This is a genomic window from Pseudomonas sp. TH32 (assembly GCF_016650855.1).
GTDB lineage: Bacteria > Pseudomonadota > Gammaproteobacteria > Pseudomonadales > Pseudomonadaceae > Aquipseudomonas.
This window is the reverse complement of sequence record NZ_JAEKFA010000002.1, coordinates 2,547,753-2,573,700: the sequence shown is the minus strand read 5'-3', so window position 1 is coordinate 2,573,700 and position 25,948 is coordinate 2,547,753. Positions and strand designations below refer to the sequence as shown.

25 protein-coding genes, 1 tRNA gene and 1 pseudogene are annotated in these 25,948 nt (G+C 61.1%); 16 read left to right on the top strand and 11 right to left on the bottom strand.

Going from position 1 to position 25,948, the window contains the following annotated elements:
• Nucleotides 1-11 precede the first annotated feature (11 nt).
• From JFV30_RS15495 to glsB, 4 genes and pseudogenes are all read left to right on the top strand, one after another.
• Entirely contained in the window at nt 12-1,064 is a 1,053-nt protein-coding gene (locus tag JFV30_RS15495) for a sugar phosphate isomerase/epimerase family protein (protein WP_201124518.1), read from the top strand.
• A 34-nt stretch (nt 1,065-1,098) separates the two neighbouring features.
• Nucleotides 1,099-2,315 (top strand): annotated as a pseudogene (locus JFV30_RS15490) (nucleoside permease).
• Nucleotides 2,316-2,394: 79 nt separating this feature from the next.
• Nucleotides 2,395-2,715, top strand: coding sequence for a hypothetical protein (locus JFV30_RS15485; RefSeq protein WP_201124516.1), 321 nt, complete (start codon nt 2,395-2,397; stop codon nt 2,713-2,715).
• An 82-nt stretch (nt 2,716-2,797) separates the two neighbouring features.
• Nucleotides 2,798-3,706, top strand: a complete 909-nt coding sequence (gene glsB, locus JFV30_RS15480) for a glutaminase B (protein ID WP_003211397.1) — start codon at nt 2,798-2,800, stop codon at nt 3,704-3,706.
• A 116-nt stretch (nt 3,707-3,822) separates the two neighbouring features.
• On the opposite strand, the gene JFV30_RS15475 is transcribed toward glsB, so the two are convergent.
• Nucleotides 3,823-4,170, bottom strand: coding sequence for a DUF6124 family protein (locus JFV30_RS15475; RefSeq protein ID WP_201124515.1), 348 nt, complete (start codon nt 4,168-4,170; stop codon nt 3,823-3,825).
• Between the two features lie 368 nt (nt 4,171-4,538).
• Between JFV30_RS15475 and JFV30_RS15470 the strand changes: the two genes are divergently transcribed.
• Nucleotides 4,539-5,225, top strand: coding sequence for a M24 family metallopeptidase (locus JFV30_RS15470; RefSeq protein WP_201124514.1), 687 nt, complete (start codon nt 4,539-4,541; stop codon nt 5,223-5,225).
• Between the two features lie 62 nt (nt 5,226-5,287).
• On the opposite strand, the gene JFV30_RS15465 is transcribed toward JFV30_RS15470, so the two are convergent.
• The 4 genes from JFV30_RS15465 to JFV30_RS15450 are packed head-to-tail and all read right to left on the bottom strand — an operon-like array spanning nt 5,288 to nt 8,746.
• Nucleotides 5,288-6,553, bottom strand: a complete 1,266-nt coding sequence (locus JFV30_RS15465; RefSeq protein WP_201124513.1) for an NAD(P)/FAD-dependent oxidoreductase — start codon at nt 6,551-6,553, stop codon at nt 5,288-5,290.
• Complete coding sequence (locus tag JFV30_RS15460) at nt 6,550-7,302, bottom strand: amino acid ABC transporter ATP-binding protein (protein WP_010171879.1); 753 nt, start codon at nt 7,300-7,302, stop codon at nt 6,550-6,552. Before JFV30_RS15460 ends, JFV30_RS15465 begins: the two co-directional genes overlap by 4 nt.
• On the bottom strand, nt 7,299-7,967 hold the full coding sequence (gene ehuD, locus JFV30_RS15455) for an ectoine/hydroxyectoine ABC transporter permease subunit EhuD (protein WP_003211406.1): 669 nt from the start codon (nt 7,965-7,967) through the stop codon (nt 7,299-7,301). The genes JFV30_RS15460 and ehuD overlap by 4 nt, the downstream gene beginning before the upstream one ends.
• Nucleotides 7,964-8,746, bottom strand: a complete 783-nt coding sequence (locus tag JFV30_RS15450) for an ABC transporter substrate-binding protein (RefSeq protein WP_201124512.1) — start codon at nt 8,744-8,746, stop codon at nt 7,964-7,966. Before JFV30_RS15450 ends, ehuD begins: the two co-directional genes overlap by 4 nt.
• A 215-nt stretch (nt 8,747-8,961) precedes the next feature.
• Here JFV30_RS15450 and JFV30_RS15445 point away from each other — a divergent pair, with 215 nt between their 5' ends.
• The 3 genes from JFV30_RS15445 (at nt 8,962) to JFV30_RS15435 (ending at nt 12,387) form a co-directional block, all read left to right on the top strand.
• Complete coding sequence (locus tag JFV30_RS15445; protein WP_201124511.1) at nt 8,962-9,741, top strand: IclR family transcriptional regulator; 780 nt, start codon at nt 8,962-8,964, stop codon at nt 9,739-9,741.
• 247 nt (nt 9,742-9,988) lie between these two features.
• Nucleotides 9,989-10,063: transfer RNA gene (locus JFV30_RS15440), tRNA-Lys, on the top strand.
• Nucleotides 10,064-10,359: 296 nt separating this feature from the next.
• Complete coding sequence (locus tag JFV30_RS15435) at nt 10,360-12,387, top strand: hypothetical protein (RefSeq protein WP_201124510.1); 2,028 nt, start codon at nt 10,360-10,362, stop codon at nt 12,385-12,387.
• Nucleotides 12,388-12,586: 199 nt separating this feature from the next.
• Here JFV30_RS15435 and JFV30_RS15430 read toward each other — a convergent pair whose 3' ends face one another.
• Together JFV30_RS15430 and JFV30_RS15425 are read right to left on the bottom strand one after the other, a co-directional pair.
• The gene (locus JFV30_RS15430; protein ID WP_003211412.1) at nt 12,587-13,831 is read right to left on the bottom strand and encodes a saccharopine dehydrogenase family protein; all 1,245 of its coding nucleotides are present in this window, start codon (nt 13,829-13,831) and stop codon (nt 12,587-12,589) included.
• 29 nt (nt 13,832-13,860) lie between these two features.
• Nucleotides 13,861-14,958 (bottom strand): carboxynorspermidine decarboxylase, encoded by a 1,098-nt coding sequence (locus JFV30_RS15425; RefSeq protein ID WP_010171870.1) that lies wholly within the window; start codon nt 14,956-14,958, stop codon nt 13,861-13,863.
• A 184-nt stretch (nt 14,959-15,142) separates the two neighbouring features.
• Here JFV30_RS15425 and JFV30_RS15420 point away from each other — a divergent pair, with 184 nt between their 5' ends.
• From JFV30_RS15420 to JFV30_RS15390, 7 genes are all read left to right on the top strand, one after another.
• Nucleotides 15,143-15,811, top strand: a complete 669-nt coding sequence (locus tag JFV30_RS15420) for a DUF2268 domain-containing putative Zn-dependent protease (RefSeq protein ID WP_201124509.1) — start codon at nt 15,143-15,145, stop codon at nt 15,809-15,811.
• A gap of 266 nt (nt 15,812-16,077) precedes the next feature.
• Nucleotides 16,078-17,082 carry a LacI family DNA-binding transcriptional regulator gene (locus JFV30_RS15415; RefSeq protein WP_201124508.1) on the top strand — a complete coding sequence of 335 codons (1,005 nt, stop codon included), beginning with the start codon at nt 16,078-16,080 and terminating at the stop codon, nt 17,080-17,082.
• Nucleotides 17,082-18,086: an ABC transporter substrate-binding protein gene (locus JFV30_RS15410; protein ID WP_201124507.1), complete on the top strand. Its 1,005-nt coding sequence runs from the start codon at nt 17,082-17,084 to the stop codon at nt 18,084-18,086. The genes JFV30_RS15415 and JFV30_RS15410 overlap by 1 nt, the downstream gene beginning before the upstream one ends.
• Nucleotides 18,087-18,908 (top strand): ABC transporter permease, encoded by an 822-nt coding sequence (locus tag JFV30_RS15405; protein WP_169388836.1) that lies wholly within the window; start codon nt 18,087-18,089, stop codon nt 18,906-18,908.
• Nucleotides 18,905-19,699: an ABC transporter permease gene (locus tag JFV30_RS15400; protein ID WP_177047623.1), complete on the top strand. Its 795-nt coding sequence runs from the start codon at nt 18,905-18,907 to the stop codon at nt 19,697-19,699. The genes JFV30_RS15405 and JFV30_RS15400 overlap by 4 nt, the downstream gene beginning before the upstream one ends.
• A complete protein-coding gene (locus JFV30_RS15395) occupies nt 19,696-20,727 on the top strand; it encodes an ABC transporter ATP-binding protein (RefSeq protein ID WP_201124506.1) in 1,032 nt (343 codons plus the stop codon). Before JFV30_RS15400 ends, JFV30_RS15395 begins: the two co-directional genes overlap by 4 nt.
• Before the next feature lie 16 nt (nt 20,728-20,743).
• On the top strand, nt 20,744-21,577 hold the full coding sequence (locus JFV30_RS15390) for a phosphodiesterase (protein ID WP_201124505.1): 834 nt from the start codon (nt 20,744-20,746) through the stop codon (nt 21,575-21,577).
• A 6-nt stretch (nt 21,578-21,583) separates the two neighbouring features.
• Here the strand turns inward: JFV30_RS15390 and JFV30_RS15385 are convergent, their stop codons facing one another.
• The 4 genes from JFV30_RS15385 to JFV30_RS15370 form a co-directional block, all read right to left on the bottom strand.
• Entirely contained in the window at nt 21,584-22,048 is a 465-nt protein-coding gene (locus tag JFV30_RS15385) for a GNAT family N-acetyltransferase (RefSeq protein WP_010171854.1), read from the bottom strand.
• Nucleotides 22,041-22,433 (bottom strand): GFA family protein, encoded by a 393-nt coding sequence (locus JFV30_RS15380; protein WP_201124504.1) that lies wholly within the window; start codon nt 22,431-22,433, stop codon nt 22,041-22,043. The genes JFV30_RS15385 and JFV30_RS15380 overlap by 8 nt, the downstream gene beginning before the upstream one ends.
• Nucleotides 22,434-22,501: 68 nt before the next feature.
• Nucleotides 22,502-23,590 carry a polyamine ABC transporter substrate-binding protein gene (locus JFV30_RS15375; protein ID WP_169388832.1) on the bottom strand — a complete coding sequence of 363 codons (1,089 nt, stop codon included), beginning with the start codon at nt 23,588-23,590 and terminating at the stop codon, nt 22,502-22,504.
• A 30-nt stretch (nt 23,591-23,620) separates the two neighbouring features.
• The gene (locus JFV30_RS15370) at nt 23,621-24,922 is read right to left on the bottom strand and encodes an NAD(P)/FAD-dependent oxidoreductase (protein ID WP_201124503.1); all 1,302 of its coding nucleotides are present in this window, start codon (nt 24,920-24,922) and stop codon (nt 23,621-23,623) included.
• A 117-nt stretch (nt 24,923-25,039) separates the two neighbouring features.
• On the opposite strand from JFV30_RS15370, the gene JFV30_RS15365 reads away from it, so the two are divergent.
• Entirely contained in the window at nt 25,040-25,930 is an 891-nt protein-coding gene (locus JFV30_RS15365) for a LysR substrate-binding domain-containing protein (protein ID WP_201124502.1), read from the top strand.
• The last annotated feature ends 18 nt before the right edge of the window (nt 25,931-25,948 follow it).

Below are 25,948 nucleotides of genomic sequence, written 5' to 3'. Positions count from 1 at the left end.
AGATCACACACATGCGCGGCCCCGGTATTTTTCTCGCCCAGTTCATCTCGGACGAAGCGCCTTTTGACACCCTGGCCAACATCGCCGAATGGGCGGCCTCCCAGGGCTACAAGGCAATCCAGTTGCCCACCCTTGGCACACGCTACATCGACCTGGCCCGCGCCGCAGAAAGCCAGGCCTACTGCGATGAACTCAAGGCGACCTGCGCCCATGCCGGCGTCGAAATCAGCGAACTGTCGACCCACCTGCAAGGCCAGTTGGTGGCCGTGCACCCGGCCTTCGACACGCTCTTCGACGACTTCGCCCCGGCCCACCTGCGAGGCCAACCCCAGGCACGCACCGAGTGGGCCATCGAGCAACTGAAACTCGCCGCCCGCGCCAGCCAACGCCTTGGCTTAAGCGCACACGCGACCTTCTCCGGCGCGCTGCTCTGGCCCTACCTCTACCCGTGGCCACAACGCCCCGGCGGCCTGGTGGAGCAAGGCTTCGCCGAGTTGGCCAAGCGCTGGCTGCCGATCCTCGATTGCTTCGAAGCGGCCGGTGTCGACCTGTGCTACGAAATCCACCCCGGTGAAGACCTGCACGACGGCGCCTCCTTCGAGCGCTTCCTCGAAGCCGTCGACCACCATCCCCGGGCCAACATCCTCTACGACCCCAGCCACCTGCTGTTGCAGCAAATGGACTACCTGGGCTTCATCGACCGCTACCATGCACGCATCCGCATGTTCCACGTCAAGGACGCCGAGTTCCGCCCCGATGCACGCTCCGGCGTGTATGGCGGCTATCAAGGCTGGGTCGACCGCCCCGGGCGTTTCCGCTCGTTGGGCGATGGCCAGATCGACTTCAAGTCAATCTTCAGCAAGCTCACCCAATACGACTTCAACGGCTGGGCCGTGCTGGAGTGGGAGTGCTGCCTGAAGGACGCGCAACAAGGCGCGGCAGAAGGGGCGGCGTTCATCCAGCAGCACATGATCCGCAAGACCACCAAGGCGTTCGATGACTTTGCCGGCGTGACGTCCGACGAACACTCCAACCGACGGCTGCTGGGCCTGCCCGACGCCTGAACACCGCTTCGCTTACCAAAATAACAATAAACCGGTGACCACAATGAAAGCGCGACTGAGCGTCATGATGTTCCTGCAGTTCTTTATCTGGGGCGGCTGGTTCGTCACCCTGGGCACCTTCCTCGCCAGCAACCTGGGGGCCAGTGGCGGGCAAATCGGCATGGCGTTTTCCACCCAGTCCTGGGGGGCGATCATCGCGCCGTTTATCATCGGCCTGATCGCCGACCGCTACTTCAACGCCGAGCGCATCCTGGCGATGCTGCACCTGATCGGCGCAGTGCTGCTGTACCAGCTGTACCGCGCGCCGGACTTTGTCGGCTTTTATCCCTACGTGCTGGCGTACATGGTCATCTACATGCCGACCCTGGCACTGGTGAACTCGGTGGCGTTCCGGCAAATGAGCGACCCGGCCCAGGAATTTTCGCGCATCCGTGTGTGGGGCACCTTGGGCTGGATCGTCGCGGGGTTGGTGATCAGCTTTGTGTTCGCCTGGGATTCCCAGCAGTCGATCACCACCGGCGCGTTGCGCAACACCTTCCTGATGTCTGCCATCGCGTCACTGGTGCTGGGTTTCTACAGCTTCACCTTGCCGCCTACCGCTCCGTTGAAAGCCGAGGCGGGCAGTGGTGGTGTCAAGCAACTGCTGGGGCTGGATGCGCTGGGTTTGCTCAAGGATCGCAGCTACCTGGTGTTCTTCATCGCCTCGATCCTGATCTGTATTCCCCTGGCGTTCTACTACCAGAACGCCAACCCGTTCCTCGCGGAAATCGGCGTGACCAACCCCACGGCAAAAATGGCTATCGGGCAAGTGTCCGAGGTGCTGTTCATGCTGCTATTGCCGCTGTTCATCCAGCGCTTCGGCATCAAGGTCGCGCTGCTGGTGGGCATGCTGGCCTGGGCGCTGCGCTATGCACTGTTCGCCTATGGCAATAACGGCGAGCTGGCCTTCATGCTGTTTACCGGGATCGCGCTGCATGGCATCTGCTATGACTTCTTCTTTGTCTCGGGGCAGATTTACACCGACGCCAAGGCCCCGGAGCGCTTCAGGAGTTCGGCCCAGGGGCTGATTACCCTGGCGACCTACGGCGTGGGAATGTTGATCGGGTTCTGGGTAGCGGGGCAGGTGACCGACCACTATGCGGCGGCGGGTGGCAGCCATGACTGGCGCAGCATCTGGCTGTTCCCGGCGGGGTTTGCGTTGCTGATCTTTTTTGTTTTTCGGTGGCGTTCAAGGGGCGGGAGCGGGCGTGACAGGTACAGCATGGGCATCGGCCAAGCCAGCTTTCTGGTAACGTCGTTGCCCCAGTCCCCTGTTCCGGAGTAGATACCAATGGCTTATGAGATCCACATCGAGAGAGCCGAAAGCAGCACAATCGCGCCTGAAGAATGGCATTCGTTTTGCGCGAATGACCCCTCGATGAACCTCGAAAGCGAGACAGTCGGTGTCAATCCAAAGACCGGTGAAACCATCACCGTCAGCGGCAATGAAACCGCGTTCTGGACCTCTCCGGCGACGCAGCAGCAGTACTACTTCGATTATCGCCGTGGCTCCATAGCGTTTGTCTACAGCGATGAGGCCCTTGCAAAAGCCAGGGAAATAGCCCGCGCCTTCTCTGCCAATATTCGGGGAGACGAAGGCGAGGCCTATTAACCCAAGGCCTGCCTGGGCCTGATGTTTCAGGTATCCTCCGCGCCCGCCAATCACTATTTTCCAAACCATGCCCGAACAAAACATGCAGGCCCTGTTGGAGTCGATCCTCGACGAAGTCCGCCCACTGATCGGCCTCGGCAAGGTCGCCGACTACATCCCCGCACTCGCCGATGTGCCGGCGCAGCAGCTGGGCATTGCCGTGTACGGCAATGACGGCTCGTCCTACTGCGCGGGCGATGCTCACACGTTGTTCTCCGTACAGAGCATCTCCAAGGTATTCAGCCTGGTGCAGGCCATCGACCATGGCGGCGAAAGCATCTGGGAACGCCTGGGCCACGAACCGTCGGGGCAGCCGTTCAACTCCATGGTGCAGCTGGAGTTTGAGCGTGGGCGGCCACGCAACCCGTTTATCAACGCCGGTGCGCTGGTGATCTGCGACATCAACCAGTCGCGCTTTGCCGTGCCGATCCTGTCGATGCGCGACTTCGTGCGGCGGCTGTCGGGCAACCCACAGATCCTGGTCAACAGTGTCGTGGCCGAATCCGAAGCCCAGCACGGTGCGCGCAATGCGGCCATGGCGTACCTGATGAAGTCGTTCGGCAACTTCCACAACGATGTGGACGCGGTGCTGCACAGCTACTTCAACTACTGCGCGTTGCAGATGAGCTGCCTGGACCTGGCCAAGGCGTTTTGCTTCCTGGCGAATGAAGGCGTGTGCACCCACAGCGGTGAGCAGATTCTGACCGCGCGGCAAACCAAGCAGGTGAATTCGATCATGGCCACCAGCGGGCTGTATGACGAGGCGGGGAATTTTGCGTATCGCGTCGGGTTGCCGGGCAAGAGCGGGGTAGGCGGCGGAATTCTCGCGGTGGTGCCGGGGCAGTTCACGGTGTGCGTATGGTCGCCGGAGTTGAATGCAGCGGGGAATTCGTTGGCGGGGATGAAGGCGCTGGAGTTGTTGAGTGAGCGGATTGGGTGGTCGGTGTTTTGAAGAGACTTGATCGCTCCCACGCTCTGCGTGGGAGTGACGCCCAGGACGCTCTGCGTCCGCCTTTGTGACGCGGAGCGTCACCGTAGGCATTCCCACGCAGAGCGTGGGAACGATCATTAGCGCGGGCTGGTTTCCGCGCATCGATCCAGCGCTTTGTCGACCAGCATCTGCACACCTTCCAGCATCCTGCAAATGCCCAGCGCCACATTGCGTTGAGTCCCGTCGACTTCGAAGGCCAGGTGAGCGGCGATGACATTGATCGACGCCAGGTCTTGCGAGGCATTGGCCAGCAAGGTTTCTGTGTCCAGGTCCTTACGCACGGTAAACAATCCATCGAACGGTAGCTCGGCGGGTTCAGGCGGTTGGGGTTGGGCGTCAGGTTTCAGATAGTGATGAATGGCGCGGTAAGCGGCTTCTTGAAGCCGGTCGGCATGATTTGGGGGATTTGGACTGTCTTTAATCATGGTGAAGCTCCGTCGATAAGTGGAGCTACCACCGTTCGCGGTCAAACGAGGAGGGTGGCAGCTGTACGCGGGTTGACCGACCGGTTATCAACGAACCCGGCATACCCGAAGGTATCCCGCGTACAGCCGCCGCGACACGATAACTCAGGCACAAAAAAAACGCCTGAAATAGGTGTTGGGCGTTGCGGTCGTTGATGGGTCGGACGGTCAAATCCGGCCGCTGAATGGGCAGCGACTGCGGGAGGTTAGTCAGCCCGAGTCCGACCGACAACCTGAAACAGTTGTCGGAAAAATCCGCGCGGGCCTCCCTGTCATTGAGGAGGGTGCTGATACTATCGACGCAATCACCCATCAGTCAGAGACGGTCCATGTTGCCCAATCGTGTCGTCCAGGCCGCCGCCAAGTCGGTATTGCAGCAGCTCGTTACGCGAATCACCCCACATTCAACCGAAGCGTCCATCGCCGAAATGGCAGCGCAGATGCTTGCGGATTCCGGCTATCCGAAGACCTGGTATTACGACTGCCCCGCCTTCGTATTACTGGGTTCACGCAGTGCACTTTCGGTGTCGGGCCGCGACTATCGTCCCAGTGACGAAGCGGTCGGTTTGCACAATCTGATTACGGTGGATTTGAGTCCACGCTCCGGCAATGTGTGGGGCGATTGCGCGCGCTCTTTCTATGTGGAGGAGGGCGTGTGCAGGGCGGTGCCAACGGGTGCGGAGTTCAGCAAGGGCTATGAAGTGGAGCACCGGTTGCACGCGATGATGCGCACCTTCGCCCGCCCCGGGACCACGTTCAACGACCTGCATGCGTTCGCCAATGAACTGATCGCATCCGAGGGTTTCGAGAACCTCGATTTCGCCGGCAACGTCGGCCACAGCATCTGTGAGCAGCGTGACCAAAGGCTCTACATCGAGGCGGGCAATCATCGGCGCCTGGAGGAGGTGACGTGCTTTACCTTCGAGCCGCATGTTCGCGAGCGGGGCGGTCGCTGGGGCTACAAGCATGAAAATATCTATTTCTTCAGTGATGAGGGAGAGGTTTGCGAGCTTTGACGAAGGCGCCGGTCTCCTGAGGAAACGCGGCGCCTTCGGGTTTTTCGCGAGCAGGCTCGCTCCTACAGGGATAGGCGGTCCAGCAGGCTGTACCACGCAACACCAGCGCCGATGTAGAAGCGTTGCAAGCCATGCAGTGGCAACCGCTGCAAAAGCGTTACCGGGTACGCGAAGTCGGAGCGGCTGTCACACAGGCGTCCGGCCAGTTGCTGGCCGAGGCTGGTGCACAGGGCTATCCCGCGTCCGTTACAGCCCAATGCCAGGGTCAAGCCGGGTGCGGGTTCGTGAACGTGAGGCATAAAGTCCCGGGTGATCGCGATCCGGCCCGCCCAGCGGTACTCGAATTCCAGCTTGCCCAACTGCGGAAACAACAACGCCAGCGAGCGTTCCAGGTGCGCAAAATCCGCTGGCCCGGTGGGGTCTTCGAACAACCCGCGCCCGCCCATCAGCAGGCGACCGTGGGCGTCCTTGCGAAAGTACAGTAGCAGGCGTTGGGCGGTTGAGACGGTTTCCTGCCCCGGCAAAATGCTCTCGGCCGCAGGCCCGCTCAAGGGCCGGGTAGCAACGATAAAGCTGTTGGCCGCCAGCACGCTCTGAGCCATGCCGGGCCACAGGTCGCCGCTGTAGCCGTTGGTGGCCAATACCACCTGGCCGGCCGACACCTGTGCGCCGCTGGCGGTCTGCAGCTTCCAGCCGGCGCCCGCCGGTTGAATCGCGGTCACTGCGCTTTGTCCGTGAATGCGCACGCCCGCCGCCTGCGCTGCACGCACCAGGCCGCGCGCATAGGCCAGGGGTTGGATGGCGCCAGCGCGGCCATCCAGCCAGCCGCCGGCAAACGCCTGGCTGCCCATGCGAGCGGATACCGCGTCGGCATCCAGGCGCTGCACCGGTACCCCGCGTCGCGCCCACTGTTCGGCCCGGGCATGCAGGCCCGTCACGCCTTTTTCAGAATAGGACACCTGCATCCAGCCCTTGCGTGTGGGCGCGCAGTCGATGGCGTGGCGCTCGATCAGGTTGAACACCAGGTCGGCCGAGTTGGACACGGTATGGATCAGCGGCTCGGCGCGCTCGGCGCCGTACCTCTGCACCAGTTGATCCGGGTCGTATTTGAGTGTCGGGTTGACCTGTCCGCCATTGCGCCCGGACGCGCCCCAGCCGGGCTCGTTGGCTTCCAGCACGCACACGCTCACGCCGCGTTCCGCCAGGTGCAGGGCCGTGGACAAACCGGTGTAGCCGGCACCGACGATGGCCACGTCGACCTTGATGGATTCAGCCAGCGCGGGTGTCGGCGGTGCGGCGGGGGCTGTCGCTGCCCAGAGTGACTTCATGACAGGCTCCGGGTGTTGGCCGTCGGGTGCAGCACGCGGCGCAGGAAGTCCTGGGTGCGCGGCTGTTGCGGGTTGCCCAGCACTTGCTCGGCGGGCCCGCTTTCCACGATGTAGCCGCCGTGCAGGAAGCACACGCGGTCGGCCACTTCGCGGGCAAAGCCCATTTCGTGGGTCACTACAATCATGGTCATGCCTTCATCGGCGAGGGTGCGCATCACTTCCAGCACATCGCCCACCAGTTCCGGGTCGAGGGCCGAGGTGGGTTCGTCGAACAGCATCGCATCGGGCTTCATCGCGAGGGCGCGGGCGATGGCGACGCGTTGCTGCTGGCCGCCCGAGAGTTGTTCCGGGTAGGCATCGGCCTTGGCCGACAGGCCGACTTTATCCAGCAGCGCCAGGGCTTCTTCCCGGGCCTGTTGCAGCGGTTCGCGTTTGACGTACACCGGACCTTCCATCACGTTTTCCAGCACGGTGCGATGGGGGAACAGGTTGAAGCGCTGGAACACCATGCCCATGCGGCTGCGCAGGGCGTGTACGGTCTTGCTGCCGCGTTGCACGGTTTCGCCGAACACATTGATGGTGCCGCCGTCGTAGGCTTCCAGGGCGTTGATGCAGCGCAGCAAGGTGGATTTGCCCGAGCCGGACGGGCCGATCAGGCACACCACTTCGCCCTTGGCCACGTCCAGGTCGACGCCGTGCAGCACACGATGGGTGCCGTAGTGTTTTTGCAGTTGGCGAATCTCGATCATGCTTTTTTCCTCCGGCCCAGGTGCTGTTCCATGCGGCGCAGGCCATACACCAGCGGCAGGCTCATCAGCAGGTAGAGCAGGGCGACCAGGGTGTAGACGGTCATGTTCTGGAAGGTCGACGAGGCAATCAGTTGGCCCTGGCGCGTCATCTCGGCCACGGTGATGGTCGACACCAGCGAGGAGTCCTTGAGCATCATCACCAGGGTGTTGCCGTAGGGCGGCAGGGCGATGCGAAAGGCCTGGGGCAGGATCACCCGGCGCATCATCAGCACCGAGCGCATCCCTAAGGCTTCGGCGGCTTCACGTTGGCCTTGTTCGACCGCGATGATGCCGGTACGAAAGTTCTCCGCCTGGTACGCCGAATAGGCGATGCCCATGCCGATCACACCCGCCTGGAACGCGCTGAGGTGCACGCCCATGTCCGGCAGCACGAAGTAGATGTAGAACAGCTGCACGATGATCGGCAGACCGCGAATCACGTTGATCACCGTGCTCGCCGCCCACGACAGCGCCTTGATCGGCGACAGCTTGAGCAACGCCAGCACCAGGCCGATGGCGCTGCTGAGCAGGAACGACAGCACGGTAATCTGGATCGTCACCCAGGCGCCCTGAAGCAGGATCGGCAGGAAGTCCCGGGCGTTCTGCAGGAATTCAGCCGGGTTCATGGCTGCACCTGGGCATCAAGCCCCCACTTCTTCAGGATCGCCTCCAGGGTACCGTCAGCCTTGATGCTGGCGATGGCCTGGTTCAGGCGTGCGAGGGTTTCGCTGTCGCCCTTGCGCACCACCAGGCACACCTCGCCGACGTTGACCGGCTGGTAGTCGGCGGCGAGCTTCACGCCTTTGAACAGCTTCTGGCGGATCTGGTACGCCACCACCGGCTGGTCACCCACGGCGGCCTTGATGCGGCCCAGGCTCAGGTCCCGGACCATTTCACCGATGGAGTCATAGGTGCGGATTTCCTTGAAGATGCCCAGCTTGTTGAGCATGTCGTAGAAGATCGTGCCGGCTTGCACACCCACCACTTGGTCCTTAAGCGAACTGAGGTCGGTATAGGTTGCGTTGTCATCGGCACTCACGATCAGCCCTTCGCCGTAGGCGTACACCGGCGCGCTGAAGTCCACCACCTGGGCGCGCTCAGGGGTCTTGAGCATGCCGGCGGCGATGAAGTCGAGCTTGCCGGAGGTCAGCGAAGGAATCAGCGCGGCAAAGTTGGTCTGCTCGATTTCGCTGGTGAAACCACCGGCCTTGCCCACGGCATTGGCCACGTCGACCATCACGCCCTGGATGCTGTTGCTCTTGATGTCGAGGAAGGTAAACGGCGAGCCGCTGGCCGTTGCACCGACTTTGTACGAGGGCGCACCGGCGGCGTGCACGGTGGCCACGCAAAGGGTGGCGCAAAGACCGAAGGCGAGGCGGCGAAACAAGGGCGAAAGACTGTTCATCGGGTTACTCCAGAAGGAAAACGGATCGTCAGTACCGCAAGCGGCTGGAGACGAAACCGCAAGCTCTGTGCCATTTCGATTCAATAAAATCGTTTAGTGGTACAGAAAATCGACAAAATGAACCTTTCGTATCGGTATGCGATTTTAAGTAGTCGAATTTCGCAGTTTGGTGTAGAAATATCGCCACGCTTGATCGACCTGACCGCGAGTCCGCCATGTCTGAAGAACGCAATAGCTTGCACAACCAATCCCTGGAAAAAGGCCTGTCGGTGCTCAAGGCATTCAGCGCCCAGCGCCGCAGCATGAGCCTTGCAGAGGTGGCCGAGGCCGCCGGCATGACCAAAAGCTCGGCCCAGCGCATGGTGTTTACCCTGGAGAGCCTGGGTTACCTTCGGAAACACTCGCGCACCCGCCATTACCAACTCACACCCCGGGTACTGGAGTTGGGCTTCAGTTATCTGGATGCGCATTCGTTGATTGAAGTGGCCAACCCGTTCCTCTCGGAACTGACCCGCCTGACGGGAGAAACCTCGTGCCTGACGGAGCCTGCGGGTTACGACATGACGTACATCGCGCGCTTCGTCAGCTCGGGCTTTGTGCCGGTGCACATGCCGATTGGCTCGCGGGTGCCGATGTACTGCACGGCGTCGGGCCGGGCGTATTTGAGTGCGTTGCCGCAGGAGGAGGCACTGGCGTTGATCGAGCACAGCCAGCGGGTGGCGCATACCAGCCAGACGTTGACGGAGGTCGACAGGATCATGGAGTCGTTGCAGCAAGTGCGCGAACAGGGCTACGCGGTGAATGGCCAGGAACTGTTCCTGGGCGACATGACCATCGGCGCGCCGGTGCTGGGGGCAAATGGCCGGCCGGTGGCGGCGGTGCACGTGGTGGCGCCCACCAGTCGGTGGAGCCGGGCGGATGCAGAGAAGCAGCTGGCGCCGGCGTTGTTGCAGTGTTCGAGGGCGTTGAGCAATTCTGCGCGCAATCTTGAATAGCCCCATTCTCAAGAACACAGCAAATCCAATGTGGGAGCGGGCTTGCTCGCGAAAGCGCTGGGTCAGCCGGTACATGTGTGACTGCGCCACCGCTTTCGCGAGCAAGCCCGCTCCCACATTTTGATCTTCAGTATTCTTTGAAATTTATGGGTGCCTGTAGGAAAGCAAACATCTCTGTCAGTTAAATCTTAATAAGGGTAGGGGTCCTTCACATTCTCAAGGCATTGCTCGACAATGCGCCCACTGTTCCGGAGTAGTTCAGCGGTAGAACACTCGGCTCTTAACCGGGTGGGCGCTGGTTCGAATCCAGCCTCCGGACCCATCCATTACACAGCAGTCTGGACATACTTCCAGATCACACGGAGTGACTAGCATGGATGCAGGTTATGCAGTCTTCCAGTTGTCCAGGGCACTGCTTGCGCACGATCAAACTTGTAGCCCTCTCGCCCGTTTTAATGCCCGCAGACGCATCTCGCGCTGGAAACAGGTTATTGCGCACATTCTGCAAAGCACTGCAGAGTATGGCTCTCGTACCCCGATTGCTGAGGTTCCCGCCTGGGTTACGCTGGAAGTAACTACAGGGGGTTCGCTACCGGTAATCTGTTGGCAGGTGGCGAATTGACCGACTATGAGCGTGAACTGGCCGCCTCCCTCCCGGGGATTCGTCGAGGGTTTGAGCGGTTGGATATCAATGCCTGGCATCTCACAGATGACGGTCTTGATGCGCTGCAGCAGCTCCTGGCCAGTTGTGACTATCGAGTTGATGTGCCGGAAGAGGCAGCGTTACTGACCGTGGCTTGGTTGTCAGGCCAGCGGCGTACTGACGAGGCGCGTGCCCTCATAGAGGCCATTGTTCCTTTTTTTGACCGATTGCGTTTCTTTCCGTCGATCTCTACGCAGCTTCCGATCTCCGCCACGCAGGTACATGTCGTTGACGCGGGTGAGGTGAAGCAGTCTCTTATAACCTTGCCTGCTCAGACTCAGATCGCTGTGCAGAAACAGGCGATCACAAGACGGTTACCCCTTTATGATTCAGCCATCGCACATTTCCTCCTGACTTATCAGGCTGGCTGGCCTTGCCGTCATTACCCACCTCAGTGGCACGAGCAGGCGGCCGAACTGGAGGAAAATTATAAAAAACTTGGCATCGACAGGTGCTCCCCTGACCGCTTGGCGGAACTGTTTTCTTTACTGGAGCAATGCTCCCGCAATGCTGAATCGCTCACAGGGCGTCAGGTAGGTCGTATACGACGAATTGTCGATGACTTCGTGCGCAAACATGGCACTCCGGACTCTGCCTCTCACTTAGCGTTCCGCGCGAACCAGCTTCGCCAGGTGGCGGGGCCAGAGCATCATCTAATTGCGCGTGTCGTGGCAAAGCGTCTGTCCAGGTATCCAGCGCAAAGTGGCATTTCGGATTTTGTCGATTTGGCCGCGCCGCTCACTGCTGCGGAGGCATCGGAATGTGCACAAGCCGAGGGTGTCGCGATACCAACGGCGATCCTGCGCCGTATTCAACGCTGTCGCAGCGGGACGATTAGCGAACTGATCAAGCATGGGCTGATCACTTCGGGTGACACAGTCGCACGGGTGCTGCCCGCGATGACCGCTCAGCTTAGTAGCTCGGGGTTGCGGGACGAAGCGTTGAGGATGGTCTACGCCTCGACCTACCGGGCGTTCCGTCGGCGGCGTTCATTATTACTGTTGAATCTTGAGCGTCAGGTTGGCCTGAGTGAGTTGCCCTGGATTGCTGCAATTGAGCGCGATCGTCAGTCAGGCATTGGTGCAGCCAGTGTCGCCAGACAATCCCTCGTTGAGTCAGCGGCATTAACGCTTCATGCCTTCCCTTACGCTATCCTTCCTAACAAGCTTCTCAAGGAGTATGGAGCACTGGCGGACACTGCGGAACTAGATCTTCCCTTCGTGGAAGAGGTCGCTGCAGATATCTTCATGGGGCAGTTTTCCAGTAAGTTTGCTGACGCTGCCAGGCGAACGGGGCCGGTGATAGCAGGTTCACTTTATATACGTTACTACGCCATTGATACCGACGAGCTGGCCGGCCTCGTCACCCGAGGGCGGCGACAAGCGCGAGTGGCGAGCGATGCGTTCGCGGCCTTGTGCGCGAGGCGTGCGGGAGCTGAGTTAGGCACTTGGCATCCGGCAACCAATGGCACCATTCTTGAGCAGCAGCAGATTTTAACCACGCAGAACCTTGCGGTATTGTTTGAATCGCTTGGGTTGAAGGTTTTGCTACGGTCTAAATTAGGCAGCATGGTGCAGGCGTGTTTTGAGTGGATATGTAGACGGCATCAGATGAAGATCGAGCATTATCATGCTCGGTTGATAATGCTCAAAAATACCGCCTATGCCTGGCGCCAGATGGTGTTCTACCTGGCGATGCTCGATGAAGATGATCGCAGAGAAGCCTTGGCGTCTATTGAGGCTTATTTCGCCATTCAGCCAGTGGCTTTTCGAGAAAGATTCCTGCCGCTGATGAGCGGCTTGCGCAAGGCTTGTGCTGGCGAAGTATTGCCTCAGCGCGCTCCAACTGAGGATGGTGCGAGAGTTTTTCTGGGATGGACAACGACGCGGCATTGGTTACTACCCCCGCAGGAAGTTACTTCAATCCGAGCTGTTGAGCAGTAGTGACGCTAAAGATTCAAGTGTGGGAGCGGGCTTGCTCGCGAAAGCGCTGGGTCAGCCGGTACATGTGTGACTGCGCCACCGCTTTCGCGAGCAAGCCCGCTCCCACATTTTGATCTTCATTGTTCTTTGAGATTTATGTGAGCCCCAACAAAAAATGCGCCCCTTCGGGCGCATTTTTTTGTTCAGTCAGCTATCACCCTCAGGCAATCGCATCCCAGGCACGGTCACCGTTCTCGTCTTTGATGCGAGTCGGCAAGCCCATCACGTCCAGCGCTTTCAGGAACGGCTCAGCCGGCAGTTCCTCGACGTTGGCCATGTGCTTCACATCCCATTCGCCACGGGCAACCAGCAGCGCTGCGGCCACCGGTGGTACGCCGGCGGTGTAGGAGATGCCCTGGCTGTCGGTTTCGGCAAAGGCTTCTTCGTGGCAGGCCACGTTGTAGATGAACAGCTCGCGTGGCTGGCCATCCTTGGTGCCCTTGACCAGGTCGCCGATGCAGGTCTTGCCGGTGTAGCCCGGTGCCAGCGACGACGGGTCAGGCAGCACGGCCTTGACCAGTTTCAGCGGCACGACTTCCAGGCCTTCGGCGGTAGTGACCGGTTTTTCGGAGAGCAGGCCGAGGTTTTTCAGCACGGTGAACACGTTGATGTAGTGTTCGCCGAAGCTCATCCAGAAACGCACGTTGGGCACGTCGAGGTTTTTCGACAGCGAGTGCACTTCATCGTGGCCGGTCAGGTACAGGTTCTGCGAACCGACCACAGGCAGGTCGTCGGTGCGTTTGACTTCGAACATGGTGTTGCTGGTCCACTGGCTGTTCTGCCAGCTCCACACCTGTCCGGTGAATTCGCGGAAGTTGATTTCCGGGTCGAAATTGGTGGCGAAATATTTGCCATGGGAGCCGGCATTGACGTCGAGAATGTCGATCGAATCAATGCGGTCAAAATGCTTTTGCTGCGCCAGCGCTGCATAAGCGTTGACGACACCCGGGTCGAAGCCCACGCCAAGAATGGCCGTGATGTTCTTCTGTTTGCACTCTTCCAGGTGGTTCCATTCGTAGTTGCCGTACCACGGCGGGGTCTCGCAGACCTTGCCCGGCTCTTCGTGGATGGCGGTGTCGAGGTAAGCCACGCCCGTGTCGATGCAGGCACGCAGTACCGACATGTTGAGGAACGCAGAACCTACGTTGATGACGATCTGCGATTCAGTCTCGCGGATCAGTGCCTTGGTCGCTTCCACGTCCAGAGCGTTCAGCGCGAAGGCCTGGATATCGGCGGGTACCTTGAGGCTACCCTTGGCCTTGACGCTGTCGATGATGGCCTGGCATTTGGAGATGTTGCGCGACGCGATAGCAATACGACCGAGTTCGTCGTTGTGCTGCGCGCACTTGTGGGCCACCACCTTGGCGACACCTCCTGCACCAATGATAAGAACGTTCTTTTTCAATTGCTTTATCTCTCCTTTATCTGTCCGCTTTACGAAAGGCTGGACAGGTAGTCGTCGTAACCAAATTCACGAACCACTTCGACTGTACCGTCGAGTTGTTTCACTACGATGGACGGCATTTTCAGGCCGTTGAACCAGTTTTTCTTGACCATGGTGTAGCCTGCCGTGTCGATGAACGACAGTCGATCGCCGATGGCCAGCGGCTGATCAAATTGGTATTCACCGAAGATGTCCCCGGCCAGGCACGACTTGCCGCACACCATGTAGGTGTGTTCACCGTCGCTCGGTGCCAGCTTGGCGTTGAGGCGGTAGATCAGCAGGTCCAGCAGGTGGGCTTCGATGGAGCTGTCTACCACGGCGAGGTTTTTGCCGTTGTAGAGGGTGTCGAGCACGGTCACTTCCAGGGAGGCGCTGTTGGTGATCGCCGCTTCGCCGGGTTCCAGGTACACCTGCACGTCGTACTTCTGCGAGAACGCCTTGAGGCGCTGGCAGAAGGCGTCGATGGCGTAGCCTTCACCGGTGAAGTGGATGCCGCCGCCGAGGCTGACCCAGTTGACCTTGTGCAGCAGCGCGCCGAAGCGTTCTTCGATGGTGTTGAGCATCTGGTCGAACAGGTTGAAGTCACCGTTCTCGCAGTTGTTGTGGAACATGAAGCCTGTGATCTGCTCGATCACGCCTTCGATCTTCACCGGGTCCCACTCGCCCAGACGGCTGAACGGGCGCGCCGGGTCGGCCAGCAGGTAGTCGGAGCTGCTCACCTGCGGGTTGACGCGCAGGCCGCGGGTCTTGCCTTCGCTGCGTTCGGCAAAGCGCTGCAGCTGGCTGATGGAGTTGAAGATGATCTTGTCGCAGTTATCCAGCATCTCTTCGATTTCATCGTCGGCCCAGGCCACGCTGTAGGCGTGGGCTTCACCTTCGAACTTCTGGCGACCCAGCTTGAGCTCGTACAACGACGACGAAGTGGTGCCGTCCATGTATTCCTGCATCAGGTCGAACACCGACCAGGTGGCGAAGCATTTAAGGGCCAGAAGAGCCTTGGCGCCGGACTGTTCGCGCACGTAGGCGATCTTCTGCATGTTGACCAGAAGCTTCTGTTTGTCGATGAGGTAGTACGGCGTTTTGATCATTTTCAGAGCCTGCGGCGGTGCCTGCCAAAAAAGGACACGCATTGTGCCCGCACTTGGGACAGATCGAAAGGTTAGTCAGCGGAATTTGCTGGCCCGGTTATAAGCTGGCCTGTGAATATGACAGCCTGTGGGTATGATGAGCCGCATTGCAAACGGATCCCGGCTTTGGCGACGAGAGGTGAGAATGGACGCATGGACACTGCATTGGCTGGAAGCTTCGGGGCGCCTGGCGGAGTTTCGCCCCGAGTTGATCCGTGAATTTGAGGCCGCCTACGGGGCGATTGCCGAGCTGATGCCGCCGCCGCGCCTGGATGTCCTGATCCAGCGATTGCCTGGGGAAACCCTCCCGGAGCTGGGCCTGGTCGGCCGCGCTTATCGCAGCACGATGTTCAGCATGACCCTTGACCCCGACAATCCGAATTTCCTGGCCAGTTTGCGCAGTGGCTCGCTGCGTCGGCATGTGGTGCATGAGGTGCATCATTGCCTGCGCATGGCGGGGCCGGGTTATGGGTGGACGCTGGGTGAGGCGATGATCAGCGAAGGGCTGGCCGGGCAGTTTGTGCGGCGGGTGCTGGGCAGTGAGCCGGAGCTGTGGGAGAGGGCGCTTACACCCGAGGAGCTGCTGGGTTCGCCGGTAGAGCTCCAGCTTCTGGAGGCGACGTATTACGACCACAGCGAATGGTTCTTCGGCACCGGGGCAAGGCCCAGGTGGTTGGGGTACACGCTGGGTTATCAGATGGTGGGTGCCTGGCTGGCGAAGCAAGGCGAGGTGGACGCCGCCACATGGGTCAACGTGCCCGCAAAAGACATACTCGCCAACGCTACCAGGGAAGGGCTAGTGACCCAGCCTTGAAACACAAAACCACCAAGCAACCCCCATCCCCTGTGGGAGCCGTCGAGCTTCAGCGAGGCCGCGAAGGCGGCGGCACGGCCGATAAACACGCTGCCTGACACCCCGCTATCGCAGCCTCGCTAAAGCTCGACAGCTCCCACATAAGACTTTCAGCGGATGACAAAAACCCATTCACGCTGACATCAAACCGTCATCTCCCCATCGCCTGACTGCCACATTCCCCCGTTACTGTCCTCGCCAATGAGATCGATCTCAAGCGAGTGACAATGACTGATTTGAAAGACGTAGCCCGGCTCGCTGGTGTATCCCGCGCCACCGCCGCGCGCACCTTCGCTTCCCCGGAACAAGTGCGCCCGGCCACCCGCGAGCAGGTATTCGCCGCCGCCCGCGAGCTGGGTTTCAGGCCCAACCTGCTGGGCCGTCAACTGCGCCTGCAAACCACCCAGCTGATTGGCGTGGTGGTGCCCAACCTGCTGAACCCGGTGTTCGCCGAGCAGTTCCAGGCCATGGAGCGCGCCGCACGCCTGCGGGGCTATAACCTGCTGCTGGCGACCACCGACTACAGCGCCGAGCGCGAAAGCAGCGTGGTGGAAGAACTGCTGCGTCAGCGCGTCGATGGCCTCGTGCTGACCGTTACCGACGCTGAAAGCAACAGCGTGCTCCACAGCCTGGCCACGGAAGAAACCCCGTTCGTGCTGGCCTACCACCAACCCGACAACCCCAACTACAGCGCCGTCTCGGTGGACAACCGCGCCGGCATGGCGCTGGCCACCCGTTATCTGCTGGAAGCGGGCCATCGCCGCATCGCCATGGTCGCCGGCCCCGCGTTGCAGTCCGACCGGGCGCGCCTGCGTTACGCCGGGTATTGCGATGCCATGGGCGAGCACGGCCTCGACAGCCGACCGGTGATCGAAATGCCGGCCCACACCCAAGCCGAATTCGCCGCCATCGAGCCCTTCCTGCAAGGCTCGCAGGCGCCCACCGCGCTGGTGTGTTCCAACGATTTTCTCGCCATCAGCCTGATCGCCGAACTGCGCCGCCATGCCTGGAACGTGCCTGAGCAACTTTCGGTGATGGGCTTTGACGGCATTTCCCTGGGCACCCAGATGCACCCGACGCTGTGCAGCGTGGTGCAGCCCATCGCGCTGCTGGCCAGCACCGTGATTGACCAACTGCTGGCGCAAATCGCCGGCAACGCCCCGGTTTCCCATTGCCTGCCGTGCCATATCCGGCCGGGCGAAAGCACCCAACCCCATAAAGGAGACGCTTGATGAGCATGCTCAGTAAAACGCTGGCGGCATTGCTGCTGTGCGGCGCGGCCAGCCTGGCCCAGGCCGCCGACACCGCGATTTGCTACAACTGCCCGCCAGACTGGGCAGACTGGGGCACGCAACTCAAGGCCATTGCCACGAGCACCGGCGTGCAGGTACCGCTGGACAACAAGAACTCCGGCCAGTCCCTGGCGCAGTTGGTGGCCGAGAAAGCCGCGCCGGTGGCGGATGTCGTCTACTACGGCGTGACGTTCGGCCTGCAAGCGCAAAAGGCGGCGGTGGTGGAGGGCTATAAGCCCAAAGGTTGGGAACAGATTCCCGCCGGCCTGAAAGACCCGGACGGCCAATGGTTCGCGATTCACTCCGGCACCCTGGGCATCATGGTCAACGTCGACGCCTTGGGAGGCCTGCCAGTGCCGCAAAGCTGGGCTGACCTGCTCAAGCCCGAATACAAAGGCATGGTCGGCTACCTCGACCCATCCAGCGCCTTCGTCGGCTACGTCTCGGCGGTGGCGATCAACCGCGCCATGGGCGGCGACCTCGACAACTTCGCCCCGGCCATCGACTACTTCCAGAAGCTCTCGAAAAACGCCCCCATCGTGCCCAAGCAAACCGCCTATGCGCGGGTGCTTTCCGGTGAGTTGCCGATCCTGGTGGACTACGACTTCAACGCCTACCGCGCCCGCTACAAGGACAACGCCAACGTCGCCTTCGTGATTCCCAGGGAAGGCAGCATCAGCGTGCCTTATGTGATGAGCCTGGTGGCGAACGCACCGCACCGCGCCAACGGCGAAAAGGTCCTGGATTTCGTGCTGTCCGATGAAGGCCAGGCACTCTGGGCCAAGGCCTACCTGCGCCCGGTGCGGCCGGTGAAGATGCCGGCGGACGTTGCCGCGCAGTTCCTGCCAGACAGCGACTACGCCCGCGCCGGTGTGGTGGACTACCAGAAAATGGCCGCCGTGCAGGAAGCTTTCGCCGCGCGTTATTTGAGTGAGGTCAAGTAAGTGAAGGCACTCTTGCGGCCAAACCCTGCCTGGGCCCTGGCCCCGGCGTTTGCGGTGCTGCTCGCTTTCTGGCTGTTGCCGCTGGCGCACTTGATCGTGCTGGGTGGCGAAAGCCGCGACAGCCACGGCAGCGGTTACTGGCAAGTGCTGAGCAGCGCGCAATACCTGGGCAGCCTGGCGCAAACCTGCGTGCTTGCGGTGCTGGTGACGTTGGCGGCGCTGCTGGTGGGCGGCATCACGGGCGTGTTTCTCGCACGCCAGCACTTCTTCGGGCGTTCGGCGCTGGTGGCGTTGCTGACATTTCCCCTGGCGTTTCCCGGCGTGGTGGTGGGCTTCCTGGTGATCCTGCTGGCGGGCCGCCAAGGCTTGTTCGCCTCGCTCGGGCTTCAGCTGGCCGGTGAGCGCTGGATCTTTGCCTATTCGCTGGCGGGGCTGTTTGTCGGCTACCTGTACTTCTCGATTCCACGGGTCATCCTCACGGTGATGGCAGCGTGTGAAAGCCTCGACCGCAGCCTGGAGGAAGCGGCCCATTCACTGGGGGCCGGGCATTGGCGGGTGGTGTGCGATGTGATTGTGCCGGGGCTGGCGCCGGCGTTGGCCTCCTGCGGGGCAATCTGTTTTGCCACGTCCATGGGCGCTTTCGGCACGGCGTTCACCCTGGGCACGCGGCTGAACGTGACGCCGGTCGCCATCTACAACGTGTTCACCAACTACGCCAATTTTGCGGTGGCGGCGGCGCTCTCGGTGGTGCTCGGCGCGGTGACCTGGGCCGTGTTGTTGCTGACGCGGCGCCTGGTGAAAAACGCGGGGACGGTCCTGTGAAGCGCTCATCGCTGTTTGTCATCCAACTGCTGTTTACCTTGCTGGTCTGCGCCTTCATGTTGGTGCCGGTATTGATGTCATTGCTGGCGGGGCTGACGCGCAATTTCTTCGTCGGCCTGTCCAGCGGCCTGACCTTCGACTGGTTGATCCAGGTGTGGCAGGCCTACTCACCGACGGTCTGGCTCTCGCTGCAACTGGCCCTGGCCTGTGCGGTGTGCGTCTGCGTGATCGGCGTGCCGGCGGCATACGCCCTGGTGCGCATGAACAACCGCTTCAGTCGCGCCTTCGAGGAATTGATGGTGCTGCCGGTGGCCATGCCTGGCCTGGCCAGTGCGCTGGCGTTGTTGCTGACCTACGGCCAGTTCGGCGGGTTTCGCAGCAGTTGGCTGTTCATCCTGGTGGGGCATGTGTTGTTCACCTTGCCGTTCCTGGTGCGCCCGGTGATGGCGGTGATGCAACGCCAGCAACTGCCGGTGCTGGAAGAGGCGGCGGCCAGTCTGGGTGCGGGGCCGATCAAGCGCTTTTTCAGCGTGGTGGTGCCCAACTGCCGGGCGGGGATTCTCGCCGGGGTGTTGATGGTCGTCACCCTGTCCCTGGGTGAGTTCAACCTGACCTGGATGCTCCACACGCCGATGACCAAGACCCTGCCGGTCGGCCTCGCTGACAGCTACGCCTCGGCGCGTCTGGAAATCGCCAGTGCCTACACCCTTATCTTTTTGCTGATGATCGTGCCGCTGCTGATTGCGTTGCAGGCCATCAGCGCTCGACTGTCCCGTGGAGAGCGTCGATGACCGCTATCACCCTTCGCCTGAAGGGATGCCGCAAGGCATTCGCCGACGGCACCGTTGCCGTGCAGAACCTCGACCTGACCATCGAGGGCGGCGAAACCCTGGCCATTCTCGGCCCGTCCGGTTGCGGCAAAACCACCACCTTGCGCCTGATCGCCGGCCTTGAGCGTCCCGATGTGGGCCAGGTGTTTTTCGGTGACCACGACGTCACCCGCCTGCCCATCGAACGGCGTGACGTGGGCATGGTGTTCCAGAACTACGCGTTGTTTCCCAACCTGGATGTGGCCGGCAACATCGTCTACGGCTTGAAGATTCGCGGCATCGCGCCGGCGCAGCGCAACAAGCGCTGTGACGAACTGCTGGAGTTGGTGGGCTTGCAGAATCACGGCAAGCGCAGCATCCATGAACTGTCTGGCGGCCAGCGCCAGCGTGTGGCACTGGCCCGCGCGTTGGCGCCGCGGCCCAAAGTGCTGTTGCTGGATGAGCCGTTGGCCGCCCTCGACGCACAGTTGCGTGAGCGCCTGCGCAGCGAACTGGATCAGCTGTTGCGTGGCCTGGGCATCACCTCGGTGTTCGTCACCCACGACCAGGGCGAAGCCATGGCCCTGGGCGATCGCATCCTGGTGATGGAGCAGGGGCGTATCGCGCAACTGGCCAGCCCACGGGAGATCTACCAGCAACCGGCCAACGCGTTTGTCGCAGGCTTTGTGGGCAACCTGAATGCCTTTTCGGTGCTGGATCGCACGGCCCATGGCTTGACCGTGTGCGGCGGTGAACTGCCGTGGCACGAACCCCATCTGCCGGCCACCGTGTACTGCCGCCCCGAACACCTGCGGGTGATGGAGCGCGAAGGGCACCTGCACGGGCACCTGCTGGCGCAGTTTTTCCAGGGCGCGCAAAGCCGCCTGCTGGTGGACGTCGGCGCCCCGCAACCGCTGCTGGTGGACAGCAACGACAACCTGCTTCATGCCGTCGGCGCACCGATTGCCCTGTCTATCGCCCCACACAAGCTGTTCACCCTGCATGCCTGAATTCAGAGAGCCTATTTTGAACCGTCCGTTTCTTGTTGCGCAGATCAGCGATCTGCACCTTAAAGCCGGCCAGCGCCTGACCTACGGCGTGGTCGACACCCTCGGTGCATTGCGCCGTGCGGTGGACCATTTGAATGCCAGCTACCCACGGCCCGATATCGTGGTGGTCAGCGGCGACCTGGTGGACTTCGGTCGCGCCGATGAATACGCCGTGCTGCACCCCGAACTGGCCCGTTTGCAGATGCCTTGCTACCTGGTGCCGGGCAATCACGACCACCGCCAGCATTTACTTGATGCCTTCAGCGATCACGCTTACTTGCCGCATGGCGCCGACGGCCCGCTGGACTGGGTGGTGGATGACTACCCGGTGCGCTTGATTGGCCTGGACTCGACGATTCCCGGTGCCCATGGCGGCCAGTTACTGGACAGCCAATTGCAGTGGCTTGATGAGCAACTGGCGCTGCGCCCTAACGTGCCGACCCTGTTGATCTTGCACCACCCGCCGTTTATCAGCGGCATCGGCCATATGGACCGCGAGCCGTTCCGTAACGCCGCCGCGCTGGAAACGGTCATCGCCCGTCACCCACAGGTGGAGCGCCTGCTGTGCGGGCATTTGCACCGGCCGATGCAGCGACGTTTCGGCGGCAGTGTGAGCTGTGTATGCCCGGGCACGTCCCATCAGATCGTGCTGGATTTGCAAGAGGCCGCACCGGCCCATTTCAACCTGGAGCCTGCGGGTTATCTCTTGCACCGTTGGGATGAACAGCAAGGGCTGGTCAGCCACAACGGCGTATTCGGGGACTACCCGGGGCCGTATCCGTTTTATGACGCTGATGGGTTGATTGACTGAAGTCTGTTAATGCTTCTGGGCACTTAATGGTTTGGCATGAGTTGCGTGCTCATCCATTACCGGCTCAAACCCGCAGCGCAGGTAAAAGGCGGCGCCTTCTCGGGTGTCGGTAGACAAGCGCACAACACTGAACCGCTGCGCAGCGTGTTCCAGAAGCCGACTGACCAGGGCCTTGCCCACATTGCGCCCCCTGGAAGCCCGGGCGACGTACACCCGGCGTAGTCTGCCGACGTCCGGCCCGGCGTAAGGGTCATGGGACAGCCCGCCAATGGCGATCAACTGCCTGTTGCTGAATACGCCCAACAGACATTCGCCGGGTCGAGCGAAACGGTTGGTGCCGCTATGCCATTCTGCAATCAGGCGCGTTAGAAACCTGAAACCTTCAGCTATCGCCTCTGTTTCCAGTGCCTGGATTTGTTCGGGCAATACCGAGATTGCGCGTATCGACAACCCATTCGTTGGTTCACCCATTGCTATTTTCCAGCTCAAACCACCCCGCCTTGGATTCAACGCAGGAGTGCTTCTGCTTGCCAGGAAGGAAGGGTGTATCGAGTGTGGCGATCGCTATCGAAATCCAGTCGGGGTAAGCGCCGTTGGCATCAGACCAGAACAGCGGCGAGCCGCAGTGTGAACAAAATTCACGAAACACACCCTCGGAAGATTCGTAAGCCTTGAGCGTTTGCAGCGAAGACGTGATGTGCACCGACGATTTCGGGGCGCTCGCGTACGTCGCAAACGCGGCGCCATGAACCTTCTGGCACTTTTTGCAGTGGCAATGAGTCACGGCTTTCAGCGGTGTGGATACTCTGTAGCTGACTGCGCCACACAGGCAGCTACCTTGGTGAAGTCCTTCCATGTTGATTCAATCCCAAGCTCAATGGAGTGACTATAACGCTCTCCCATGAGCCTGGAGCAAGTCCGGTCTCACGTATTGGTCTTCAACTTCGTCCACAACCGCGTCGCTAACCGCGCGATCGCCGGCGGCAGGTCCTCGACGATAAACAGCTTGTCCATCACGCTCTTCGGCGGGTAGATCGCCAGGTCTTGTTTTACCTCCGGGGTCACAAACTCATCCGCCGCGCTGTTGGGGTTGGCGTAGTGAATGCTGTTGCTGATGTTGGCAATCACCTTCGGTTCCAGCAGGTAGTTCATGTAGGCGTAGCCGTTCTTCTCGTGGGGCGCGCCCTTGGGCATCACCACCATGTCCAGCCACAACGTCGAGCCTTCGTCCGGGATCGAGTAGGCGATGTTGATACCGTTTTTCGCCTCCTTGGCGCTGGCGGCGGCTTGCACCACGTCACCGTTGAAACCGATCACCGCGCAGATATTGCCGTTCGCCAGGTCGCTGATGTACTTGGAGGCGTGGAAGTACTGGATGTAGGGTCGGATCTTCAACAGTGCCTGCTCGGCCTTTTTGTAGTCGGCCGGTTCGTGGCTGTGGTGCGGCAAGCCCAGGTAGTTGAGGGTGATCGGCAGGATCTGCGTGGGGTTGTCGATGATTGCCACGCCGCAGGCGCTGAGTTTTTTGATGTTGTTTTCATCAAAAAACAGGCTCCAGGAATGGGTGACGTCGGTGTTGCCGAAGATCGCCTTGATCTTCTCGACGTTGTAGCCAATCCCCGCCGTGCCCCACATATAGGGGAAGCCGTACTGGTTGCCGGGGTCGTTGGTCTCCAGCTTCTTCATCAGCAGCGGGTCGAGGTTTTTCCAGTTGGGCAACTGGCTTCGGTCGAGTTTCTGGATGGCCCCGGCCTTGATCAGCCGCGACAGGAAATGGTTGGACGGGCTGACCACGTCATAACCGGTGTTGCCGGTCATCAGCTTGGACTCCAGCACCTCGTTGCTGTCGTGAATGTCGTAGGTCGCCTTGATCCCGGTCGCCTGGGTGAAACGGGTCAAGGTGTCGTCGGCGATGTAGCCGTTCCAGTTGGAAATGTTCACCTCTTCGGCGGCGTAACTGGCTGCCGGGAGCGCGCTGAGGATAACCGCCAGGGACAGACTGTTGATGTGCATGTGAATCACCTTTGTTGAGGTTTTTTTGTTCTAGATTTCGGTCCGCGCCCGCACCGTTTCCACGCCCATACGCAGCAGGGCACCGATGTCGAACAGCGGGCGGGGAGGCAGCCAGCCGGGTTGCGCCCGGTGCATCACGGATTGCAGCAGCGAGGAAGCCTGGCCCGACGCCCATTCGGCGAGCAGCCGGCCCCACAGCGTGCCGCGGGCAACGCCCGAACCATTGCAGCCGGCGACGGCGTACAGGTTGTTTTCGACCTTCGCGAAATATGGTTGCCCGCTGCGGGATGCGCTCAGGTGGCCGGTCCAGGTGTAGTGGATGTCTTGTTCGGTGAGCCACGGGAAGCGCCGTTGCAAGCCCTTCACATGGTGTTGGCGCCGGTGCAGCAGCTCGCCGTTGGACAGGTCGCGGGTGCGGTATTCCGCCGTATTGCGGATCATCACCCGACGGTCCGGTGTCAGGCGCACGGTGGCGCCCAGTGGCCGGGTGGACAGCACGCCCCACGGTTCCACCGCGCCGATACGACGGTATTCCTCGTCGCTCAGAGGGCGGGTGAGGCTGGCGCTGAGTTCCATCGGGAACGTCGCGCTGGCCTCAAGGCCCACCCGTGGAATAAAGGCGTTGAGGCACACCAGCACCTGGCCGGCTTCAATGCAGGCGTCCAGGCCGTTGGCGCGAATGCCGCCATTGGCCATGCGCTCAAGGCTGGTGATGTCGGTGTTCTCAAAAAGCGTGACGTTGTCGGGCAGGGCTTCCAGCAAACCCTTCACGTACTTCGCCGGTTGCAGCAGGGCGTTGCCGTTGCCGCACCAGATGGCGGCCTGGTAATGCTCGGTGCCAAGTGTTTGCGCGAGCGCCTCACCTTCCAGGAAGTGCGCTGAAGCGCCGACTGCCCGCAAGGTCGCCAGCTTGGCCTCCACATGATTGAGCTTGTCGGGATCATGCACGGCGAAGAAGTAGCCGCTGTCCCGGAAATCGCAGTCGATGGCATGGCGGGCGATGCGCTGGCGCACCTCGTCGCTGGCGACGCGGGAGATCGAGGTGTCGACTTCGAAATCCGTGAAGCCTGCGTTGCCCATCAGTTCACTTTCAGCAGGGTGCTCATGGGCCACCACAAAACCCGAATTACGCGCCGAGGCGCCTTGGGCTGCACGCTGGCGGTCGACAATCACGATGCGGGCCTCGGGGTGCATCTCCGCCAGGTGATGGGCTGCACATGAACCGGTGATCCCGGCGCCGATCACCAGCCAATCGGCTTTCTGCACGCCGGTCAGTCGGTCCCGGACGGGGAGGCTTTCAGTCTGGGCAATCCAGCCACAGGTGTTTTCCATGATGATCCTCGGCTGTATGCGTTGTTCGCATGACTAAGTTCGGGCGACAGCTGGAATCTATAGGGCCTGGGGTGATACAACCAACGTTATAAAATCATCCAGCCATTCGGAAAACGCATGGATAACATCCGTCATGTGCCCTCGTTGCAAGGCTTGCAGGCGTTGGTGGAAGTCAGCGACTGCGCCAGCTTCACCGTGGCGGCACAGAAGCTGTGCCTGACCCAAAGCGCGGTGAGCCGCAAGATCCAGCAACTGGAAAGCCACTTCGGCGTGCCGATGTTCACCCGGACCAGTCGCAGCCTGCGCCTGACCGCCGAGGGTGAACAGGTGCTGGCCAGCGCGCGGAGCATCCTGGCGCAACTGAAGGGTCTGGAGGACCGGCTTTCGCCGCACAAACGCCCGTTTCGCATCCGCCTGCATGTGTCGCTGGCGGTGCGCTGGCTGCTGCCCAAGCTCAGCGACTTCTATCGCAACCATCCCGATATTTCCCTGGCGATTGAGACCGTCGCCACGGAGGTGGTTGAGCCGGCCAGTGACAGCGACGCCTATATTCTTTACCTGCCCAAACCCGACAACGACCCTGCGCGCCTGACCTTGTTCCACGAGTCGCTGGTGCCGGTCTGCGCGCCGGGGTTGGGTCCATTGGTTGCAATGGAACAGCTGGCGAACTTTGCGCTGCTGCATCGCTCGGCCGACAAACAGGACTGGATGACCTGGCTGGCCGCCAACGGTGCGCGGTCGCTGGATGATTATCGGCACATCCCGTTCAACCTCGACGAGCTGGCACTGGACGCCGCCGCGCGCGGGCTTGGGGTGGCGATGACCGACCTGACGCTGGCGGCGGAGTCGATCGAGCGCGGTGTGCTGGTGGTGCCGTTTGGAGAGCCACTGACGACCGGCGGGGTGTATGCGTTGTGCTTGCAGCCATCGGCCGCCTCGCACCCGGGCTGCGCGCTGATCATGCAGTGGTTTGGGCAGCAGGCGCGGCATGCTAACGTCACCGCTTAACTTTCCAGCGTCAGTCTA